The organism is Tabrizicola sp., assembly GCF_016793705.1.
Classification (GTDB): Bacteria; Pseudomonadota; Alphaproteobacteria; order Rhodobacterales; family Rhodobacteraceae; genus Tabrizicola.
In genome coordinates, this window is the sequence record NZ_JAEULO010000035.1 from 99,186 (window position 1) to 117,556 (window position 18,371).

Sequence of the window (18,371 nt, forward strand, 5' to 3'; positions counted from 1 at the left end):
TCTGTAGCAGCCGCCCGTGAGTCGGGGAAGAACGAAACGTGGCCTCTGTCCTCGCTTAGCGCGGGGCGAAGACGTAGAGGCAGCGGCAGGTTTCCGGCCCGGATTTCAGGCAGGCATGCGGCATCGTTCCGTCGAAATGCACCGTGTCGCCGGGGTGTAGGGTGGCGGGGGCGTAGCCTTCGGTATGCAGGACCAAGGTGCCGGAGAGGACATGCAGGAGGTCGTCGGTGTCATGCCGGTTCCAGTCGCCGAAAGCGGCAAGGTCGGCTTGGGTGAACTCCACCAGCATCGACTGGAACGGTCGCCCTTTCAGCGCCGAGCCCAGCGGCCAGAGGCTTGTGTTGGGGTTGGTGATCGCCTCACTCGGCGCGCCCCGGTCAATGACCATGCGGCCCACGAGGCTGGGGGTTTCGGCGCGCACGAGGTCGGCCAGATCACAGCCGAAGCCCTGCGCCAGTTTCAGGAGGATTTCGAAGGTTGGCGAGAGAAGCCCGTTCTCGATCTTCGACAGGGTGGAGCGGGCGAACCCTGCCCTCTCGGCCAGAGCCTGCTGGTTCCAGCCCCGCGCCTCGCGCCAGCGCTTGATGCGGCTCGCCAGTTCCTGATGCGGTTCCACAGCGCGGGGGCGGTCGGTGAGCGGCGGCATGATGTTCCGTTTGACGGCAGGATGTTCTTATAATAACAATCACCGCAGCAATCACAAGGGGCATCAGATGGCCGGTCCGAAATCGCAAAGCTTGTTCGAACGGGGCCAGAAGGTGCTGGTCGAGGGGGTCTCTTCCGCCTCTCGTGGACCCGCGACCTTTGGCGGGGCGCCGCGCTACATGAGCCACGGGGAAGGCGCCCGGCTCTATGACGTGGACGGGCGCGAGTATATCGACTGGATGATGGCCTTCGGCGCGCTGCCGCTGGGCCATGCGCATCCGAAGGTAGTTGAGGTCATCGCCCGCGAAGCCGCGCGGGGCACCCATTTCGCCACCGCGCTGGAGGTCGAGGTCGAGGTGGCCGAGATGCTGGTCGCCCTCCTCCCGCATGTCGACAAGGTGCGCTTCGCCAATACCGGGACCGAGGCCGCGATGGCCGCCTTCCGGCTGGCGCGGGGGCATACCGGGCGGCGCAAGATCATCAAGTTCGAGGGGCATTACCACGGCTGGTGGGATTCGGTGCTGATCAACACCAACCCCTATCCGCCGACCCTCTTGGGCCATCCGAACGACCCGATCCGCATTCCGGATTCGTCCGGCATCCCCGAAGAGGCCTGGAAGGACACCATCGTCGTGCGCTGGAACGACTTTGACGCGCTGGAACGGGCGATGGCGCTGCATGGGGATCAGGCGGCTTGCGTCGTGACCGAAGGCGTCATGTCCAACATGGGGGTGATCCCGCCGAAGCCGGGCTACCTGAACCGGATGCAGGAGCTGTGCCGGACGCATGGGGCGCTGTTCTATCTGGACGAGACGGTGACGGGCTTCCGGCTGGCGGCGGGCGGTTGTGCGGAACTCTATGGCCTGACCCCGGACATCGTCACCTATGGCAAGGCGCTTGGCGGGGGCCTGCCGATGGCGATGATCGGCGGGCGGGCCGAGGTGATGGCGGGCCTCGAATGGGGCAAGGTGCTGCATTTCGGCACTCACAACGCGGGCCGTCTGGCGCTGCATGTGACCAAGGTGATGCTGGAGACGATGCTGGCGGACGATCAGGCCGGGTTCCGGCGGATCAAGAACCTCGGCAAGGCGATGACGGACGAAATCCGCAATCTCGCCAAGCATTCCAACCGGCACGGGATGGTGGTGCAGGGGGTGAACTCGATGTTCCAGATCTTCTTCACCGACCGGCCCGAGATCAGCGACTACCGCGATTTCTGCACCCATGTCGACCGGATGAAGTTCCGCGACTTCGCGCTGCGGCTGATGGAGAAGGGGGTCTACATGAACCCCTCGGCGACGCTGCATTCGCTGTCCTCCATCGTCCATACCGAGGCCGACATCGCCGCCACCGCCTCTGCGATGGCCGAGGTGCTGGAGGAAATGCCGTGACCACCATCGGCATCCTCGGGGTCGGGCATCTGGCCGAACTGATGGTGCGGGGGCTGGCGGGGTCGGGCTACCGGCTGGTGCTGTCGCCCCGCAATGCCGGGGTCGCGGCGCGGCTGGCGGCGGAGCAGGGCTGCGAAGTTGCGGTGAGCAATCAGGCGGTGGTCGATGCGGTGGAGGGGGTGTTCGTCTCGCTGCCTGCGGCCACCGGGGCGGAGGAGTTGGCTGGCCTGCGCTTCCGCCCCGGCCAGCCGGTGCTGTCGGCGATGGCGGGCACCGGACTTGCCCGGCTTCAATCGCTGATCGGCCCGGGCCGCGCGGCGGTGACGATGATGCCGGGCTATGCCAATGCCTATGGCGTCGGCCCGTCGATCCTGTGCCCGGAGGACGGGTTCTGGCGCGATTTCCTGTCGAAGACCGGCCCGGTGATCGCCTTCGACGACGAGGCGCAATTCACCATCGCCGCGACCTTCGGCGGGTTCTCGGGCGCCACTTTCGGCTGGATGGCGCATGTCATCGGCTGGTTCGAGGGTCAGGGCCTGCCGCCCGAGACCGCCCGAACCCTGATCGCCGCCACCCTGCGCGGCAATGCCGAAGTGCTGCTGCGCGAGGACCGGCCGCTGGAGGACATTGCCCGCAGCGTGGTGACGAAGGGCGGGATCAGCGAGATGGTGCTGGCAGCGCTGGCCAATAGGGGCGCGCTGGCGGCCTGGGACGAAGGGCTGGACCGGGTGCTGAAGCGGATCGGCGGGTAGGCCCGCCCCGGAAGCCGTCACGAGCCCAGACAGGCTCCGTGACGGGATGCCCCGCTCAGGCGTGGCGGCTGCGGTGGCCGATGTTGTAGTAGTTGCCGGTCCGCGTCTTGAGGTAAGGCTCCAGCGGGATCGCCTCCTGCTTCAGGAAGCCCTGCTGCGGCAGGTGGCCGCCGCGGACCATCTCGATCACGCCCACCACCGAAGCCGAGGTCGTCCAGGCAATCGCGGTGCGCATCTTGCCGCCGATCTCGATCGGGTAATAGGACCGCACGAATTCCTTGCGGCGCAGCTGCCCGCCCTGCCAGCCTTCGGCGGCGACATGGACATAGACCACGTCCTCGTCGACCGGGGGCTTGGCATTGGTCAGGATGCGGCCCGCCTCGGCCCGGTTCTCGCGCATCAGAAGCTCGTGGAAGAAGAAATTCATCAGCTTCACATGGCCCGGATAGCGCATGGTCTTGTAGTCGAGGTTCTCGATCTTGTCGGCATAGGTTTCGCACATCGTGCCAAGCCCGCCCGAGGTGGTGAAGGCCTCCAGCTGCATGCCGTCGATGTAGATCGTCTCCAGCCATTCCATCGCCGAGACGGTCTTCAGCACGCCTTCCTCGATCACCTCGCAGTCGTTGAGGTATTCGTTGACCACGCCTTCCGGCGACCAGTTGAACGCATAGCCCAGAAGCCCGGTCGGGTTCTGCGGCAGGGCGCCGACGCGCAGGCGGATCGAGCGGACCTTGTCGAACTGTTCGGCCAGATGCGCGCCGACAATGCCGACAAAGCCGGGGGCAAGGCCGCATTGCGGGGCCATCAGGCCCTTGGAGGTGGTGGAAAGCTCGCGGATGTGCTTGGTCGTCGGCACGTCCTCGGTCAGGTCGAAGTAGTGCAGGCCAAGAGAATGCGCCACGGTCGAGACGCCGATGTTCAGGTGGAAGGGCAGGCAGGACAGGACGGCTTCCTGGCCTTTCAGCAGATCGGCGATGGCGGTCTGGTCCTGCAGGTCGACGGTTCGGGTCGGGAAGGGGGCGTTGACCTTGCGGGCGTCGACGCCGGTCACCTCGAAGCCCGATTCCACCAGAAGCTCGGCAGCGAGATGGCCGACTTTGCCAAGGCCAAGCACGGCCACTTTCCTGAACGACATGGGTATTTCCTTTCTCAGCCGCAGTTCCTGCGCGGCGATCTTCTTACGGCGGAAGGCTATCCGCGGAGGCTGCCGGTTGCGCCGGGCCGTTCGGCGAAATCACTGGCAATACCTGACAGAATGACGGCGCTTTCGGCATTCTATCAGTGCCGGTCGACAGGCTGAAAATGGAAAGGCGCGCCGGTCGGAACCGGCGCGCCTTGGTCCTGTCTGTCCCGGACTCAGACCGGGAATTCAACGCCCTGCGCCAGCGGCAGCTTGGCGGAATAGTTCACCGTCGAGGTCTGCCGCCGCATATAGCCCTTCCAGGCGTCCGAGCCGCTTTCGCGCCCGCCGCCAGTTTCCTTCTCGCCCCCGAAAGCCCCGCCGATCTCGGCGCCCGAAGGCCCGATGTTGACGTTGGCGATCCCGCAGTCCGAGCCGGAGGCGGAGAGGAAGGTCTCCGCTTCGCGCAGGTTCAGGGTGAAGATGCAGGAGGACAGGCCCTGCGGCACTTCGTTCTGCAGCGCGATGGCCTCGTCCAGCGTGTCATAGGTCAGGACATAGAGGATCGGCGCGAAGCATTCCTCGCAGACCGTGGCGGTCTGGCCCGGCATCTCGACCAGGGCCGGGGTGACATAGGCCCCGCCCTTGACGCCGTCGACCGCCTTGCCGCCGTGGACGGTGCCGCCCTCGGCGCGGGCCTTGTCAAGTTGCTTGAGCATCCGGTCACGCGAGCCTGCGTCGATCAGCGGGCCGATCAGCGTGCCCGCCTTGCGCGGGTCGCCCACCGGCAGGTTGGCGTAGACCTTCGCCAGCCGCTTGACCAGATCGTCGCGGACCGAGCGATGCACGATCAGCCGCCGCAAGGAGGTGCAGCGCTGGCCCGCCGTGCCCACCGCGCCGAAGGCGATGGCGCGGACGGCCATTTCCAGATCGGCCGAGGGCGCGACGATCATCGCGTTGTTGCCGCCGAGTTCAAGGATCGCCCGGCCCCAGCGCGCGGCGACCTTCGGGCCGACCACGCTGCCCATCCGGGTGGAGCCGGTAGCCGAGAGGATCGGCACATCCTTCGACGACACCAGCGCGTCGCCGACGGCAGGCCCGCCGATGACCAGTTGGCACAGGCCTTCCGGCGCGTCGCCGAAGCGGGCCAGCGCCTTTTCCAGGATTTTCTGCGTCGCCATCGCGGTCAGCGGGGTCTTTTCCGACGGTTTCCAGATCACCGGGTTGCCGCAGACGAGCGCCAGCGCGGCGTTCCACGACCAGACGGCGACGGGGAAGTTGAAGGCGGAAATCACGCCGACCGGCCCCACCGGAAGCCAGGTTTCCGCCATCCGGTGCCCGGCGCGTTCTGAGGCGATGGTCAGGCCGTACAGCTGGCGCGACAGGCCGACGGCGAAGTCGCAGATGTCGATCATCTCCTGCACTTCGCCCAGGCCCTCGCTGGTGATCTTGCCGACCTCCAGCGTCACCAGCGCGCCAAGTTCGGCCTTCGCCGCGCGCAGTTCTTCGCCCAGCAGGCGGACGAGTTCGCCCCGGCGCGGGGCGGGAACGTCGCGCCACTGGCGGAAGGCGGCTCGCGCGCGGGCGATGATCGCGGGCATCGCCTCGGCCTTCGTCTCGGCCACCCGCGCGATTTCGGCGCCGTCGATGGGCGAATGGACGGCAAGCGTCCCCCCGGTCAGGTCGGCCTTGGTCAGCCCGGCGGCGGCAAGGATTTCGGCATGGGTCATTGGGTGTCTCCGGTGACAAGCTTGCGCTGATCGGGCAGCGCCATCGAGATAAGGAAGGGGTCGTCGGCCTGCAACCGCTGGAAGTCGGCCTTGTTGGACAACCCGCGCCAGTTGGCGCGGATCAGGCTTTGCGCCACCGCCCCGCCCAAAGTGGTGCCGGGGCCGGGGACGATGAAGTAGTCCGGCGCGAATTCGCGGGCGGCGGTGCGGATGGCAGCGGTGAAGTCGTAGGGCTCCACCACCTGATGCCCCAGCGTATAGTCGCGGAGCGCGCCGGTGGTGGCCGAACCGGGCCACCAGACATGGCCGCGACCGTCGATCAGCGGGGTCTTCGGCTGGGTGAACAGGCTTTCCGGCAGCGCCGCGCGCCCCTTCGCTGCGACCGGGGCTTGGAGGGCGGTATGGAAGGCGGCGTGGTTGCCGAGCCGCAGCGGGAAGCGGCCCTGCACCGGGGGAACGGCAGCCTCGAAAGCCTTGAGGCCAGCCTCGTTCCCGGCGATGACCAGCATCCCGCCGAGGTCGATGGACAGCGCAAGGTCATGTCCGGGCCGGTCGCCGATGTCCTCGACCAGCGCCAGAAGCTCGGCGCGGCGGGTGGGGGCGTCCTGCCAGTCCTCGGCCATGAACGGATAGACCAGCTGCCCGCCGATCAGGGCCTCCTGCATCAGGGTGCCCATCGTGTTGACCAGGGTGAAGCCGTCCATCGGCGACACGGCCCCGGCGCAGGCGAGCGCGGAATACCAGCCCATCGAATTGCCGGTGACGGCGACCAGTTCCACGCCCTGCAACGAGCGCGCGTCGCCCAGCGTGCAGGCGTAGATCAGGGCGCTGGCATTGTCGCCGCGCGAATGGCGGGAAACGGAATAGCTTTGCGCCCCGTCCAGCGCGGTCAGCGTCTCCTGCCCCAGCCGGGCGCGCTCAGTGTCGAAGCGGGACAGGAGTGCCGCGTCGGGGAACTTCGCCAGCGAGCCGAGTTCGGTCTTGGTATAGGTCCCGCGACCGGGGCAGATCAGGACGGCGGTTTTCATTTGGCCAGCCCTTTCGCCGCCGCCACGATTCCCGCCGAGGACGGCATGGTCGCCGCATAGGCCGGGCCGGTGGCGATGAAACTGTCCTCGGCGGTCAGGCGGGCCAAGGACACCCCCGGCGCGGCTTCGTGGAAGTGGGCCATCAGCGCCTCGGCCACGCCGCCGGAATGGCGGGTTTCGTCGACGATGAGGATATTGCGGCAGCCTTCGACCGCCGCCGTCAGCGCCGCTTTCGGCAGGGGAGAGAGCCAGCGGGTATCGACGATCCGGGCCTTGATCCCCGCCTTTGCAATCTCGGGCAGCGCTTGGTTGGACAGGTAGACACCATTGCCGAAGGTCACGATGGCAAGGTCGGCCCCCTCGCCGCTGATGCCCACTTCGCCCAGCCCGATCCGCTCGGAGGGGTCGGGGTAGCGGGTCATCCACAGCCCGTCCTTGTCCCCATGCAGATCGCGCATCGGGTAGAGCGCGATCGGCTCCAGGAAGACCACCACCCGTTGCTCCTCGCGCGCCAGACGGACGCATTCGCGCACCATCCGCGCGGCGTCGGCCCCGTTCGAGGGCACGGCAAGGATCAGCCCCGGAATGTCGCGCAGCACGGCCACCGAGTTGTCGTTGTGGAAATGCCCGCCGAAGCCTTTCTGGTAGCCGAGGCCAGCGATCCGCAGCACCATCGGGTTGGTGAAGGCGCCCTTGGAGAAGAAGGACAGCGTTGCCGCCTCGCCGCGAAGCTGGTCCTCGGCATTGTGCAGATAGGCGAGGAACTGGATTTCCGGCATCGGCACGAAGCCGTTCTGCGCCATGCCGATGGCGAGGCCGAGGATCGACTGTTCGTCCAGAAGCGTGTCGATCATCCGGTCAGGCCCGAAGCGCTGGGTCAGCTTCTGGGTGACGCCATAGACGCCCCCCTTGCGGCCCACATCCTCGCCCATCATCACGATCTCGCGGTGGGCGAGCATCAGGTCGGTCAGCGCCCAGTTGATGATCCGCGACATGATCTGCGGCTCGTCCATCGCCTTGAGGTCGGCACCGAAGGCTTCGGCCCGCGCCTCGGGCGTCGGCCCGTTGGTCGGCTTGCAGACCCGTGCGGGCGGGATCAGCGAGGCCATCACCTCGGGGGCCGTCTTCAGCCGGGGCCGCTTGGCCGCATCGCCCGCCACCCGTTCGACACGCGCACAGGTGTCGCGATAGACAGTCAGCGCGTCCTCCGGGGACATCACTCCCGCCTGATCCAGAAGCCGCACGGAATGGAGCAGCGGATCCTGCGCCTCCTCGGCCTCTACCTCGTCGCGCGGCAGGTAGGTCGTCGGCACATCCGCCCCCGCATGGCCATACAGCCGGATCGTGCGCAGATGCAGGAAGGCGGGCTTCTTCCGGGTTCGGACAAAGTCAGCCGCCTCCGCCGCCACGCGGTAGGTGTCGTAAAGGTCGAGGCCATCGGCCTTGAAATAGGTCAGGCCGGGGCGGGCGCTGAACGTCGCCTCGATCCAGCCCTTCGGGGTCTTGGTGGAAATGCCGATCCCGTTGTCCTCGCAGACGAAGAGGAGCGGCAGCGGCACCGACTGGTAGCTGGTCCACTGCGCGGTGTTGAACGCCCCCTGCGCGGTGGAGTGGTTGGCAGAGGCATCGCCGAAGCTGCACATGACCAGCGCGTCTTCCGGCAGGATCGCGTGTTCGGGCCGGTGGCGGCGCGCCGCGCCGATGGAATAGGCGGCGCCGACCGCCTTCGGCAGATGCGAGGCGATGGTCGAGGTCTGCGGCGGGATCATCAGCTTGCGCGACCCCAGAACCTTGTGCCTGCCGCCGGAGATCGGGTCATCGGTCGAGGAGGCGAAGGACAGGAGCATGTCCCAGGCCGGATTTTCCCCCGGAACCTGCCCCGCCCGCGCGATCTGGAAGGCGGCGTCGCGGTAATGCAGGAAGGCCATGTCGGTCGGCCGCAGCGCCAGGGCCACCGGCGCCAGCCCCTCATGCCCGGACGAGCCGATGGTGTAGAACCCCTGCCCCGCCCGCTGCATCGCGCGGCTCTGCCGGTCCAGCGCCCGGGTCAGGCAGCCCGCGCGGAAGGCCTGCACGGCAAGCTCCGCCGTCAGCGGCCCGCTGGGCGCTTTCCCCACGGGGAAATCCCGCGCCGCCACGCGGCACAGGAAATTGTCATGCACGATCTCGCAACGGTCCACGGGTCACACTCCCACAAATGCGGGATGATCGCCACCGGGGGCGGGGCGGCACGGGAAGGCGGACAAGTTCATCTGCGGACCGATCGGTGTTTTGAGCAGTGTATCTGAAGAAAAACTCCAGTAGAACCGACGAAATGTCGCCAATATGTGAGCTTTCCGCACATGATCGCCCCGCGCCGCTTCCTGCCCTCGGTCAGCTCGCTTCTGGCATTGGAGGCGGTGGAACGGCTGGGGTCCGCCACCCTCGCGGCGGGGGAGCTGTCGCTGACCCATTCCGCCATCTCGCGCCAGCTGCGGCACCTGGAGGACCAGATCGGCGTCACCCTCTTCGAACGCACCGGCCGCGCGCTGGCGCTGACGCCCGCGGGCCGGGACTATGCCGCTACCGCGCGCGGCTACCTGCAGGACTTGGCCCGCTCCAGCCTGAAACTGCGCGCCGCCGGGGCGCGGATGTCCCTCAACCTCGCCGTCCTGCCCGCCTTCGGGACGCATTGGCTGCTGCCGCGCCTGAAGGCCTTCACCGACGCGCATCCCGAGGTGACGGTGAACCTCTCCACCCGCCTCGCCTCCTTCGACTTCGCCCGCGACCCGTTCGACGCCGCCGTACATTTCGGCACCGGCGACTGGCAGGGCGTGGAGTATCTGCCCCTGATGCGCGAACGGGTCATTCCCGCCGGATCCCCATCCCTTCTTCCCGACGGCCCGCTGCCGCCCGGCCGACTGCTGGGCTTCCCCCTCCTCCACCTCGAAAGCCGCCCCGGCGCCTGGGAGGACTGGTTCGCCCGCCGCAAGGTCCCGGTCGACCGGCTGCGGGGGATGCTGTTCGACACCTTCGCGCATATGTCCGAAGCGGCGGCGCTCGGCTTCGGCCTGGCGCTGCTGCCGTCGTTCCTCTTCGAGGCCGAGGCGTCTCGCGGCAGGCTGGTGGCCGCGGTGGAAGGGTTCGAGGAGCTGGAGGGCAGCTACTCGCTGGTCTGGCCGAAGGGGCGGGCGGTCAGCAGGCCGCTGGGGATGTTGTTGGAGTGGTTGGGGAAATCGCCATAGTGGATTTGCAGCAGGCGGAGTGACCCCATGAGCAATGCGATGAATTACAAGGGCTATTCGGCGCGGGTCGAATATGACGACGACGATGGCATTTTCACCGGACGGCTGGCTGGGATTCGGGACGGGGTGGGGTTCCATGCCGACACGGTCGGGGGGTTGCGCGAGGCCTTCCACGAGGCGGTGGAGGATTACCTGGAAACCTGTGCGAAGATCGGGAAGGACCCGCAGCGGGCCTATTCCGGCCAGATGATGTGTCCTTCGTGAACCCCGAGGTCCACCGCAAGGCCGCGCTCGCGGCGGAACTGGCGGGGAAAAGCCTGAACCAATGGGCGGAAGAGGTGCTGGGGAAGGCGGCGGGGTGATGGCTTGCAGTGCCTGATGATTGCTGCCTAAGTTTGGCGATCATTCGTTTGAGGCCATAGAGCTTGAGTTCACTCGCAATTCTGAATCCGCTCACCGGCCTTCAGTCTTTCGGCATCGTGCCAAGTTTGAAGCTTTCGGGTGTCATGTTGCCGGAAGCGCCGATTCATTTGCCTCTTCGCCGTCACATCGGTCCGAACAAGGGATTTGGTGCAAGGCATATCTGGGCGGAGCACAGGATTGAGATGGAAAGGTCAGGTCACATCTCAGAAGCGGATGTGCCGCTCTATGTTCTGTCCATTATTCGGGTTGGAACGCCGCTATATTTTGAAGGCGCAATTTGGCAGCAGACCCGACTTATGGCAGTCCGATCTGCCACGGGAACGGCGGTCGTTGAATTCAGAGAGCGACGCGACGCATCCGTCTGGTCAGTGGTCACCGCATTCTCAGGAACAAAAACGCACGGCTCCCGCGTGGGAACCGTGCGCTGATGCTGTGCTTGCAGTAGCAGCGTTCCCTTAGCTCATCGGGGTCGGGAACCACCCTTGCGTGTCCTACAAATGATCCCCCTGCAAGGATCACCTTCCACATGAGCGGGCCGATTCACAGGTGAAGCCGACTCAAAATGCTCTTTAAGGCACAGGTGATAGGTGCTTACCCCACACCAAAAAGTCAAGGGTCATGACCCGTGACCGCCCCCCTCACCCATGCTTCACCATAACATGCCGCACCACCGTATAATCCTCCAGCGCATAGGCGCTCATGTCCTTGCCGTAGCCGCTTTGCTTCAGCCCGCCGTGCGGCATCTCGTTGGTCAGCATGAAATGGGTGTTGATCCAGGTGCAGCCGTAGCGCAGCCGCGCGGCGGTGGCCATTGCGCGGCCCACGTCGCGGGTCCAGACAGATGAGGCGAGGCCGTAATCGCTGTCGTTGGCCCAGGTCACCGCATCCTCCACATCGGAGAATGGCGTGACCGAGACGACCGGGCCGAAGACCTCGCGCCTTACGATTTCGTCATCCTGTTTGGCACCCACCACCACCGTCGGGCGGTAGTAGAAGCCCTGGTCCATCGCCTCGCCGCCGGTCGTGACCTGCACATGGTTCAGCTCGCGGGCGCGGTTGACGAAGCTTGCCACCCGGTCGCGCTGGCGCTGGCTGATCAGGGGGCCGATCTCGTTGGTGGTGTCGTCCTCGGCGCCAAGCGTGATCGAGGCGGCGGCGGAGGTGAGGTCGGCAACGAGATTGTCGTAGACCTTCTTCCCGGCATAGACCCGGCAGGCGGCGGTGCAGTCCTGTCCGGCGTTGTAGAAGCTGAAGGCGCGCAGACCCTCGACCACTTCCGACACATCGGCGTCGTCGAACACGATCACCGGGGCCTTGCCGCCCAGTTCCAGATGGGTGCGCTTCACGGTCTTGGCGGCGGCGTCCAGCATCTTCTTGCCGGTCGCCACATCGCCGGTGAGGGAGATCATATCGACGCCCGGATGGTTGATCAGATAACTGCCCACCGTCTGCCCGCGGCCCGCGATCACGTTGACCACGCCTTCGGGCAGCACCTCGGCCAGGATATGCGCCATCTTCAGGGCAGTGAGGGGCGTCTGCTCGCTGGGCTTGAACACCACGGTGTTGCCGCCGCCGATCGCGGGGCCGAGCTTCCAGGCCATCATCATCAGCGGGTAGTTCCAGGGGGCGATGGAGGCCACCACGCCCACCGGGTCGCGGCGGATCATGCTGGTATGGCCCGAGAGATATTCCCCGGCCACGGTCCCGGTCATGCAGCGCACCGCGCCCGCGAAATAGCGGAAACAGTCGACGATGGCGGGGATCTCGTCATTCCGCGCAGCGTTGATCGGCTTGCCGCAGTTCAGCGCCTCCAAGGCGGCGAAGGCATCCGCCTCGGCCTCGATCCGGTCGGCGATGGTCAGGAGCGCGGCGGAGCGTTCGGCGGGCGTGGTGCGCGACCAGCCCTCGAAGGCCTTGCGCGCCGCCGCCACCGCCCGGTCAACCTGCGCGGTCGAGGCTTCCGGGACCTCCAGGATCAGCGCGCCGGTGCGCGGGTTCAGGACGGATTCCTTCGCCTCCTGCCCCGCCTCGAAAGCGGAACCGATCAGGAGTTGCGTCTGGATGGTCATACGGAGGTCTCCTTATTTGCCCATGCCGGCGGTCTCGGAGCCGCCGCGGGTCAGGTAGTAGGCTGCAAGGATGGGGAAGAAGGTGGCGGCGAAGACCACGATGGCGACGACGTTCGTCACCGGCCGCTGGCGCGGTCGGATCAGCTCGTCCAGCATCCAGATCGGCAGGGTCTTCGCCTCGGCGCCGGACCCTGCGGTGAAGATGGTGACGATGACCTCGTCGAAGGAAAGCGCGAAGGCCAGCATCCCGCCCGCCAGCAGGGCCGAGCCCATGTTGGGCAGAAGGACGTGGCGGAAGGTCTGGAAGGCGTTGGCGCCCAGGTCCGCCGACGCCTCCATGATGCCCCCGGACAGACGGCGCAACCGGGCGACGGCGTTGTTGTAGACGATGACGATGCAGAAGGTCGCGTGGCCAAGGACGATGGTCCAGACGCTGAACGGGATGTCCATGATCCCGAAGGCCGAGCGCAGCGCCATGCCGGTGATCACGCCGGGCAAGGCGATGGGCAGAAGGATCAGCAGCGAAATCTGGTCGCGCCCGAAGAAGGCGGTGCGGGTCATGGCGGCGGCAACGAGGGTGCCGAGGATCAATGCGATGGAGGTGGCGATGGTCGCGACCTTCAGCGACAGCCAGAGTGGCGGCCAGATGTCGGGCCGGTCGTACCAGGCGGTCGTGAACCATTGCGTCGTCAGGCCCGGCGGCGGGAACTGGAAGCTCCGCTCCTCGGTCGTGAAGGCATAAAGGAAGATCAACAGGATCGGCAGGTGCAGGAACAGCAGGCCCCCGATGGCCGCCGCGCGCAGGGACAGGGGAGAGCGTTCAGAGAGCATCGAAGGCCCCCATCCGACGCGCCAGCCAGAGATAGACCAGCATGATCAGGATCGGCACCACGGCGAAGGCGGCGGCCAGCGGGATGTTCCCGGCGGTGCCCTGCAACTGGTAGACCGCCATGCCGATGAAATTGGCCGAATTGCCGATGATCTGGGGAATGATGTAGTCGCCCAGCGTCAGGGAAAACGTGAAGATCGACCCGGCGATCACCCCCGGCAGCGCCAGCGGCAGGATCACCGTGCGGAAGGTCTGCGCCCTTGTGGCCCCCAGATCTGCCGAGGCTTCCAGCATGGAATTCGGCACCCGCTCCAGCGCCGCCTGCATCGGCAGGATCATGTAGGGCAGCCAGATGTAGACGAAGACCGCGAAGGTCCCAAGCGGCGAGGTCGACAGCGACGACCCCTCAAGCCCCGGGATCGACAACAGGCCGTCGATGATCCAGGAGGTATGCGTCCGCTCTGCCGCCCAGCCGATGATTCCTTCCTTGGCCAGGATCAGCTTCCAGGCATAGACCTTGACCAGATAGCTTGACCACAGGGGCAGCATGACGCCCAGGTAGAAGGCGGCCTTCCAGTGCCCCTTGGCATAGCGGGCGGCGTAATAGGCGATGGGGAAGGCCAGCACCGCGCAGGCCAGCGTCACCGAAGCGGCCATGATCACGGTGCGGACGAGGATGTCGAAGTTCGAGGGGCGCAGCAGCTCGGCATAGGTCTTCAGCGTGAATTCCTGCTTCACCACGCCCGAGAATTCGTCGATCGAATAGAAGCTTTGCAGCAGGAGGGCGGCGAGCGACCCGAGGTAGACCACACCCAGCCAGAGCAGGGGCGGGGTCAGCAGGATCGCCAGCAGTACGCGCGGATGACGCCAGAAGGTCGCGGTCAACCGGTCGGCAAGGCTGCGCGCCGGCAGGATGGCCGGGGCGGCGGTCATGCGGCCCCCATCAGGTGCAGGTCCTTCGGATCGAAGCCGATGGCAGAGGTCGCGCCTTCCGCCGGAACCGGCTGGCCGGCAGGCACCAGCGCCGCAACCTCGGTGCCCTTGAGGTCAAGGACGACGCGCGTCCCCGAGCCAAGGTAGCGCAGCGCCGTCACCGGGCCGGAGACCGGGCCGCTGGCCGCAAGCCGCGTTGCCTCGGGCCGCAGGCTGGCCCATTCCGGCGGGCCGCCCAGCGCCCGGGTCAGGTCGGGCGGCAGCACGTTGGACGACCCTACGAAATCCGCCACGAAGCGGGTTGCGGGGCGATCGTAGATGTCCTGTGGAGAGCCGATCTGGGCGATCTTGCCCTCGTTGAACACCGCCAGGCTGTCGGCCATCGACAGGGCCTCGTGCTGATCGTGGGTGACGAAGACGAAGGTCAGGCCCAGCTTGTGCTGCAATGCCTTCAGTTCATCCTGCATCGCCTCGCGCAGCTTCAGGTCCAGCGCGCCCAGCGGTTCATCCAGAAGCAGCACCCGGGGTTCGTTCACCAGCGCCCGCGCCAGGGCCACGCGCTGTCGCTGCCCGCCCGACAACTGCGCAGGCTTGCGGCCGCCATAGGCGTCGAGCTTGACCAGCGCCAACATCTCCTCGGCCTTGGCATGGCGCTGGCTGCGGCCCATGCCCTTGACCATCAGCCCGTAGGCCACGTTGTCGCGCACGTTCATGTGCGGGAAGAGGGCATAGTCCTGAAAGACGGTATTCACGTTGCGCAGATGCGGCGGCGTGTTCGACACATCCTCGCCGAAGATGCGGATCGCACCGCCGGTCGGTTTCTCAAACCCCGAGATAAGCCGCAGGCAGGTGGTCTTGCCCGATCCGGACGGCCCGAGCATGGCGAAGAACGAGCCCTCGGCGATGGTGAGGTCGACGCCATCTACGGCCTTTACCGTGCCGAAATGGCGCGAGACGTTCTGGAAGGTGACGGCTGTGGTCATGGGGCATCCGTAGGGTGCGCATTCATGGCGCACCACTGGCTGAAAGGAAGGTGCGCACGAATGCGCACCCTACAGGGATAGGCTTACCGCCCGCCGATCACGCCGATATAGTCGCTGACCCAGCGGTAATAGGGCACGCAGGCCCCGTCCCCCAGCGAGCAGTTCGACACCGGGGTGGTCCAGAACCGGATCTTGTCGAAATCGTCCATCCCGTTCGCGGTGCAGCTTTCCGCCGTCGACATACCCGACCCGTCGGTGCAGGCCGCCGGGACCGAGGGGTTCGCCCCGAACCAGACCGCGAGGTCGGATTGCAGGTTCGACGACAGCGTGTGTTCCATCCAAAGGTAGGCACAGGTCGGGTTCTGCGCATCGACATGCATCATCGTCGTGTCGGCCCAGCCAGTGGCGCCTTCTTCGGGAATCACGCTGGCGATGGGCAGGCCTTCCGACTTCAGGAGGTTGACCTGGAACGGCCAGGAACCCGAAGCAACGACGCCCTCGTTCTTGAAGTCATCCATCTGGATGAAGGCGTCGTGCCAGTAGCGGCTGACCAGTTCGCGCTGGGCGCGCAAGAGGTCTAGCGCGGCCTTGTACTGGTCTTCGTTCAACTCGTAGGGCGATTTGATGCCAAGCTCCGGCTTGTGCGCCATCAGGTATTGCGCGGCGTCGGCAATGTGGATCGGCCCGTCATAGGCTTGCACCCGACCCTTGTTCGACTTGCCGTCGGGCAGGGTCATCTCTTCGAACACCACGTTCCAGGATGTCGGCGGCGCGTCCTTGAACGCCTCGGTGTTGTACATCAGGACGTTCGGGCCCCACATGTAGGGCACGCCGTAGTGCACGCCGTCGACCGTATGCCAGGGCGCGCTCTGCAACCGCTCGTCCACGTTCTTCCACGACGGGATCAGGTCGGTGTTGATCGCCTGCACCCGGTCGCCCGCCACCAGCCGCAGCGAGGCATCGCCCGAGGCGGTCACCAGGTCGAACCCACCCTCGTTCATCAGCGCCACCATCTCGTCCGAGGTGTTCGCGGTCTTGACGTTGACCTTGCAGCCCGAAGCCGCCTCGAACTTCGTCACCCAGTCGAAGGCCTTGTCGGTCTCGCCCCGTTCGATATAGCCCGGCCAGGCGACGATGTTCACCTGTCCCTCCGGCTCGCCCAGCGCAGCGACCTGGGCAAGGGCGGGGGAGAGGCCGGTCAGGGCACACAATGCAGTCGTGGCCATCAGTTTCATGGTCTTCATCGCAAACTCCCTGTGGATGCACCGCGCAGGGCAGACCCGCTGCGCGACGAGCCGGTGTTCCGGTCATGTCCACAGGCTAAAGCGATCAGTAGGAATCGCAAATGCAAAACGCGAATGCGCGATATCGGAAAAGCCGATGGGTTGGTTTGTCCGCTTGCGTCCCCTCAGGCCTCTAGCGGCCAAATTTCACGTCGCAGCGAAAACGATCTGCCGTTTCGGTCCAGAACGCCGGCGCCGCGATCAGATAAAGCCCCTTCGCGCGGTCCGCACCAAGAAGCTGCCCGTCCGCTGCAACGCCCCGGCCCGGTTCGGCATCGGCGAGAATGCAAACGCCGCCCGCCGTCGCGATGACCTCGCCACCAGAGCGGCCTGGCGGCTTGCCGTCGCCATCCACGCCGGTGACGGGTTCGCCACATCCGCCACCCTGGGCCCAGGCACCGCTCTTGGCGGTGTAGCGCAAGGTGCAACTGGCGTCGGCAAAGACCGGGGGCGGATCATCCTTGCGCAGACCTTCCGCCGACAGCACGATGCTGATCGAGCAGCCGACATCGCACAGGGCTTCCAGTGCCTTCTGGTCGATGGCGACGCTGGCGACCGTCTCGCGGCGGCGGGCACTGGTGGAAAACGTCGCGAGGACAAGATTGTCGCCGCCGGTGCGCGTGACCCGACCGTTCTCGTTGCGCAGTTCGCCGGGGAACCTGGAAAGCGCGGCCTGGATCGTCTCCAGCTCTTTCCTCAGCGCGGCGTTTTCACGTTCAAGGGCGGCCACCTTGTCGATCATGCATTCGGAGAAATCGATCAAACCACTGATTTCCCTGCCCTCCTTCTTGGGAGGCTCGCAATCTTTGGCCAATGACGGGCCGACCAGCAAGAGCAAGAAGACCAAAGCCAGGCGCATGGGGACCACCTTGGAATTGACAACCAGGAAACCGATCCTGGCAGGGATCGGGAACATCTGGCTGGCAGCATAGACCGGATCGCCTGATCGGAACAGGATGACACAGGCGCTTCGCATCGCGCCTTATGGCAGGGCAACCCCGGTCTGTGCCGTGCGGACGAAGTTGTGCGCCGGGGCCGACAGTGGCGCGCCCTTGCGCCAGGCAAGGCCGACCTGCACCGTGGGCAGATCGCCCGACACGTCGCGAATCTCGATCCGGTCGCCTTCCAGCGACCAGGGCCGGTAGACCAGGCTCGGCAGGATCGCGAGCCCCGCCCCGGTGGCCACCAGGCTGCGCACCGCCTCCACGCTGCGGGTGCGGAAGGTGATCTGCGGTTTCACCGGCAGGGCGGCGGTCAGACTGCGGGTCGATTCCTCAATCTCGTCCACCATCAGCTGAATGAGCGGCTGGCCCGCCAGTTCCTCCAGCGTGATCGTTTCCTGCTGGGCCAGCGGATGACCCAGCGGCATCCACAGCCGGTAGGGCGAGACAAGCAGCGTCTCGACATTCAGCGCGAGCCGGTCCTTGACCGACGAGGTCAGAAGCACCGCCACATCCAGTTCGCCCCCGATCAGCAGGTGTTGCAGATAGTCGCCGTTGTCCTCGATCACGTTCAGCTCGATCTGCGGGAAGGCACGGCGATAGCGGGCCAGGATGTCCGACAGGACATAGCCTGCGACCAGGCTGGTCACGCCCAGCGACAGGCGGCCTGTCGCGGCTTCGGGTTCCGCCTGGAAGGCCGAGCGGGCAGAAGCCACATCGGCCAGAATCTTGCGCGCATGCCGCAGGAAGGCAGAACCCTTGTGGGTCAGCAGGATGCCCCGCGCCTGCCGGTCGAACAGCACGACACCCAGGTCGTCCTCCAGCCCGCGGATCGCCTCTGTCACCGAGGACTGGCTGATCGACAGGGCCCGTGCGGCCCCCGAAACCGATCCGGCCTCGGCGGCGCCGACGAAGAACTGCAGCTGGCGCAAGGTGAAAGCCATCGGAAGCACCGAAAGGAACCATCGCCCAATGTGCCCGATTTCCAGGCTACGGCAAGGGTTGCCGCCCGACTCCCGG

Annotated in this window: 18 protein-coding genes; 6 read left to right on the top strand and 12 right to left on the bottom strand. The window is 66.3% G+C overall.

Translation table 11 applies throughout. The annotated features are described in order from the left end of the window. Positions 1 to 55: 55 nt before the first annotated feature. The gene (locus JNJ68_RS07835) at positions 56 to 646 is read right to left on the bottom strand and encodes an XRE family transcriptional regulator (RefSeq protein WP_294981079.1); all 591 of its coding nucleotides are present in this window, start codon (positions 644 to 646) and stop codon (positions 56 to 58) included. 67 nt (positions 647 to 713) lie between these two features. On the opposite strand from JNJ68_RS07835, the gene JNJ68_RS07840 reads away from it, so the two are divergent. Together JNJ68_RS07840 and JNJ68_RS07845 are read left to right on the top strand one after the other, a co-directional pair. After that, positions 714 to 2,036: an aspartate aminotransferase family protein gene (locus JNJ68_RS07840; RefSeq protein WP_294981082.1), complete on the top strand. Its 1,323-nt coding sequence runs from the start codon at positions 714 to 716 to the stop codon at positions 2,034 to 2,036. Then, entirely contained in the window at positions 2,033 to 2,788 is a 756-nt protein-coding gene (locus JNJ68_RS07845) for a pyrroline-5-carboxylate reductase dimerization domain-containing protein (protein WP_294981085.1), read from the top strand. Before JNJ68_RS07840 ends, JNJ68_RS07845 begins: the two co-directional genes overlap by 4 nt. 55 nt (positions 2,789 to 2,843) lie before the next feature. Here the strand turns inward: JNJ68_RS07845 and JNJ68_RS07850 are convergent, their stop codons facing one another. The 4 genes from JNJ68_RS07850 to JNJ68_RS07865 form a co-directional block, all read right to left on the bottom strand. Further along, on the bottom strand, positions 2,844 to 3,923 hold the full coding sequence (locus JNJ68_RS07850; RefSeq protein ID WP_294981087.1) for a saccharopine dehydrogenase C-terminal domain-containing protein: 1,080 nt from the start codon (positions 3,921 to 3,923) through the stop codon (positions 2,844 to 2,846). A gap of 221 nt (positions 3,924 to 4,144) precedes the next feature. Further along, positions 4,145 to 5,638, bottom strand: a complete 1,494-nt coding sequence (locus JNJ68_RS07855; protein ID WP_294981089.1) for an aldehyde dehydrogenase family protein — start codon at positions 5,636 to 5,638, stop codon at positions 4,145 to 4,147. Then, on the bottom strand, positions 5,635 to 6,666 hold the full coding sequence (locus JNJ68_RS07860) for an ACP S-malonyltransferase (protein ID WP_294981091.1): 1,032 nt from the start codon (positions 6,664 to 6,666) through the stop codon (positions 5,635 to 5,637). Before JNJ68_RS07860 ends, JNJ68_RS07855 begins: the two co-directional genes overlap by 4 nt. Beyond that, positions 6,663 to 8,846, bottom strand: coding sequence for a thiamine pyrophosphate-dependent enzyme (locus JNJ68_RS07865; protein ID WP_294981093.1), 2,184 nt, complete (start codon positions 8,844 to 8,846; stop codon positions 6,663 to 6,665). The genes JNJ68_RS07860 and JNJ68_RS07865 overlap by 4 nt, the downstream gene beginning before the upstream one ends. A gap of 162 nt (positions 8,847 to 9,008) precedes the next feature. Between JNJ68_RS07865 and JNJ68_RS07870 the strand changes: the two genes are divergently transcribed. From JNJ68_RS07870 to JNJ68_RS07885, 4 genes are all read left to right on the top strand, one after another. Then, positions 9,009 to 9,890 (top strand): LysR family transcriptional regulator, encoded by an 882-nt coding sequence (locus tag JNJ68_RS07870; protein ID WP_294981096.1) that lies wholly within the window; start codon positions 9,009 to 9,011, stop codon positions 9,888 to 9,890. Between the two features lie 27 nt (positions 9,891 to 9,917). Beyond that, positions 9,918 to 10,154 (top strand): type II toxin-antitoxin system HicB family antitoxin, encoded by a 237-nt coding sequence (locus tag JNJ68_RS07875; RefSeq protein ID WP_294981099.1) that lies wholly within the window; start codon positions 9,918 to 9,920, stop codon positions 10,152 to 10,154. Beyond that, positions 10,142 to 10,252: a toxin-antitoxin system HicB family antitoxin gene (locus JNJ68_RS07880; RefSeq protein ID WP_294981102.1), complete on the top strand. Its 111-nt coding sequence runs from the start codon at positions 10,142 to 10,144 to the stop codon at positions 10,250 to 10,252. Before JNJ68_RS07875 ends, JNJ68_RS07880 begins: the two co-directional genes overlap by 13 nt. Before the next feature lie 63 nt (positions 10,253 to 10,315). After that, positions 10,316 to 10,741 carry a hypothetical protein gene (locus JNJ68_RS07885; RefSeq protein WP_294981105.1) on the top strand — a complete coding sequence of 142 codons (426 nt, stop codon included), beginning with the start codon at positions 10,316 to 10,318 and terminating at the stop codon, positions 10,739 to 10,741. 210 nt (positions 10,742 to 10,951) lie between these two features. Here the strand turns inward: JNJ68_RS07885 and JNJ68_RS07890 are convergent, their stop codons facing one another. The 7 genes from JNJ68_RS07890 to JNJ68_RS07920 form a co-directional block, all read right to left on the bottom strand. After that, positions 10,952 to 12,376 (bottom strand): gamma-aminobutyraldehyde dehydrogenase, encoded by a 1,425-nt coding sequence (locus JNJ68_RS07890; protein ID WP_294981454.1) that lies wholly within the window; start codon positions 12,374 to 12,376, stop codon positions 10,952 to 10,954. Positions 12,377 to 12,394: 18 nt separating this feature from the next. Beyond that, positions 12,395 to 13,213: an ABC transporter permease gene (locus JNJ68_RS07895; protein WP_294981108.1), complete on the bottom strand. Its 819-nt coding sequence runs from the start codon at positions 13,211 to 13,213 to the stop codon at positions 12,395 to 12,397. Then, entirely contained in the window at positions 13,203 to 14,144 is a 942-nt protein-coding gene (locus JNJ68_RS07900) for an ABC transporter permease (RefSeq protein ID WP_294981111.1), read from the bottom strand. The genes JNJ68_RS07895 and JNJ68_RS07900 overlap by 11 nt, the downstream gene beginning before the upstream one ends. Then, complete coding sequence (locus JNJ68_RS07905) at positions 14,141 to 15,127, bottom strand: ABC transporter ATP-binding protein (protein ID WP_294981115.1); 987 nt, start codon at positions 15,125 to 15,127, stop codon at positions 14,141 to 14,143. The genes JNJ68_RS07900 and JNJ68_RS07905 overlap by 4 nt, the downstream gene beginning before the upstream one ends. 83 nt (positions 15,128 to 15,210) lie before the next feature. After that, entirely contained in the window at positions 15,211 to 16,371 is a 1,161-nt protein-coding gene (locus JNJ68_RS07910) for an ABC transporter substrate-binding protein (protein ID WP_294981118.1), read from the bottom strand. Between the two features lie 172 nt (positions 16,372 to 16,543). Further along, entirely contained in the window at positions 16,544 to 17,386 is an 843-nt protein-coding gene (locus JNJ68_RS07915) for a hypothetical protein (protein WP_294981121.1), read from the bottom strand. A gap of 6 nt (positions 17,387 to 17,392) precedes the next feature. Next, positions 17,393 to 18,295, bottom strand: a complete 903-nt coding sequence (locus tag JNJ68_RS07920; protein WP_294981124.1) for a LysR family transcriptional regulator — start codon at positions 18,293 to 18,295, stop codon at positions 17,393 to 17,395. Positions 18,296 to 18,371 lie beyond the last annotated feature (76 nt).

What these genes read in the sequence shown, in the direction of transcription:
- JNJ68_RS07870 (WP_294981096.1), top strand. Translation starts at nt 9,009, where the DNA reads ATGATCGCCCCGCGCCGCTTCCTGCCCTCGGTCAGCTCGCTTCTGGCA.
- JNJ68_RS07905 (WP_294981115.1), bottom strand. Translation starts at nt 15,127, where the DNA reads ATGACCACAGCCGTCACCTTCCAGAACGTCTCGCGCCATTTCGGCACG.
- JNJ68_RS07910 (WP_294981118.1), bottom strand. Translation starts at nt 16,371, where the DNA reads ATGAAGACCATGAAACTGATGGCCACGACTGCATTGTGTGCCCTGACC.
- JNJ68_RS07875 (WP_294981099.1), top strand. Translation starts at nt 9,918, where the DNA reads ATGAGCAATGCGATGAATTACAAGGGCTATTCGGCGCGGGTCGAATAT.
- JNJ68_RS07915 (WP_294981121.1), bottom strand. Translation starts at nt 17,386, where the DNA reads ATGCGAAGCGCCTGTGTCATCCTGTTCCGATCAGGCGATCCGGTCTAT.
- JNJ68_RS07895 (WP_294981108.1), bottom strand. Translation starts at nt 13,213, where the DNA reads ATGCTCTCTGAACGCTCTCCCCTGTCCCTGCGCGCGGCGGCCATCGGG.
- JNJ68_RS07840 (WP_294981082.1), top strand. Translation starts at nt 714, where the DNA reads ATGGCCGGTCCGAAATCGCAAAGCTTGTTCGAACGGGGCCAGAAGGTG.
- JNJ68_RS07900 (WP_294981111.1), bottom strand. Translation starts at nt 14,144, where the DNA reads ATGACCGCCGCCCCGGCCATCCTGCCGGCGCGCAGCCTTGCCGACCGG.
- JNJ68_RS07920 (WP_294981124.1), bottom strand. Translation starts at nt 18,295, where the DNA reads ATGGCTTTCACCTTGCGCCAGCTGCAGTTCTTCGTCGGCGCCGCCGAG.
- JNJ68_RS07860 (WP_294981091.1), bottom strand. Translation starts at nt 6,666, where the DNA reads ATGAAAACCGCCGTCCTGATCTGCCCCGGTCGCGGGACCTATACCAAG.
- JNJ68_RS07835 (WP_294981079.1), bottom strand. Translation starts at nt 646, where the DNA reads ATGCCGCCGCTCACCGACCGCCCCCGCGCTGTGGAACCGCATCAGGAA.
- JNJ68_RS07855 (WP_294981089.1), bottom strand. Translation starts at nt 5,638, where the DNA reads ATGACCCATGCCGAAATCCTTGCCGCCGCCGGGCTGACCAAGGCCGAC.
- JNJ68_RS07850 (WP_294981087.1), bottom strand. Translation starts at nt 3,923, where the DNA reads ATGTCGTTCAGGAAAGTGGCCGTGCTTGGCCTTGGCAAAGTCGGCCAT.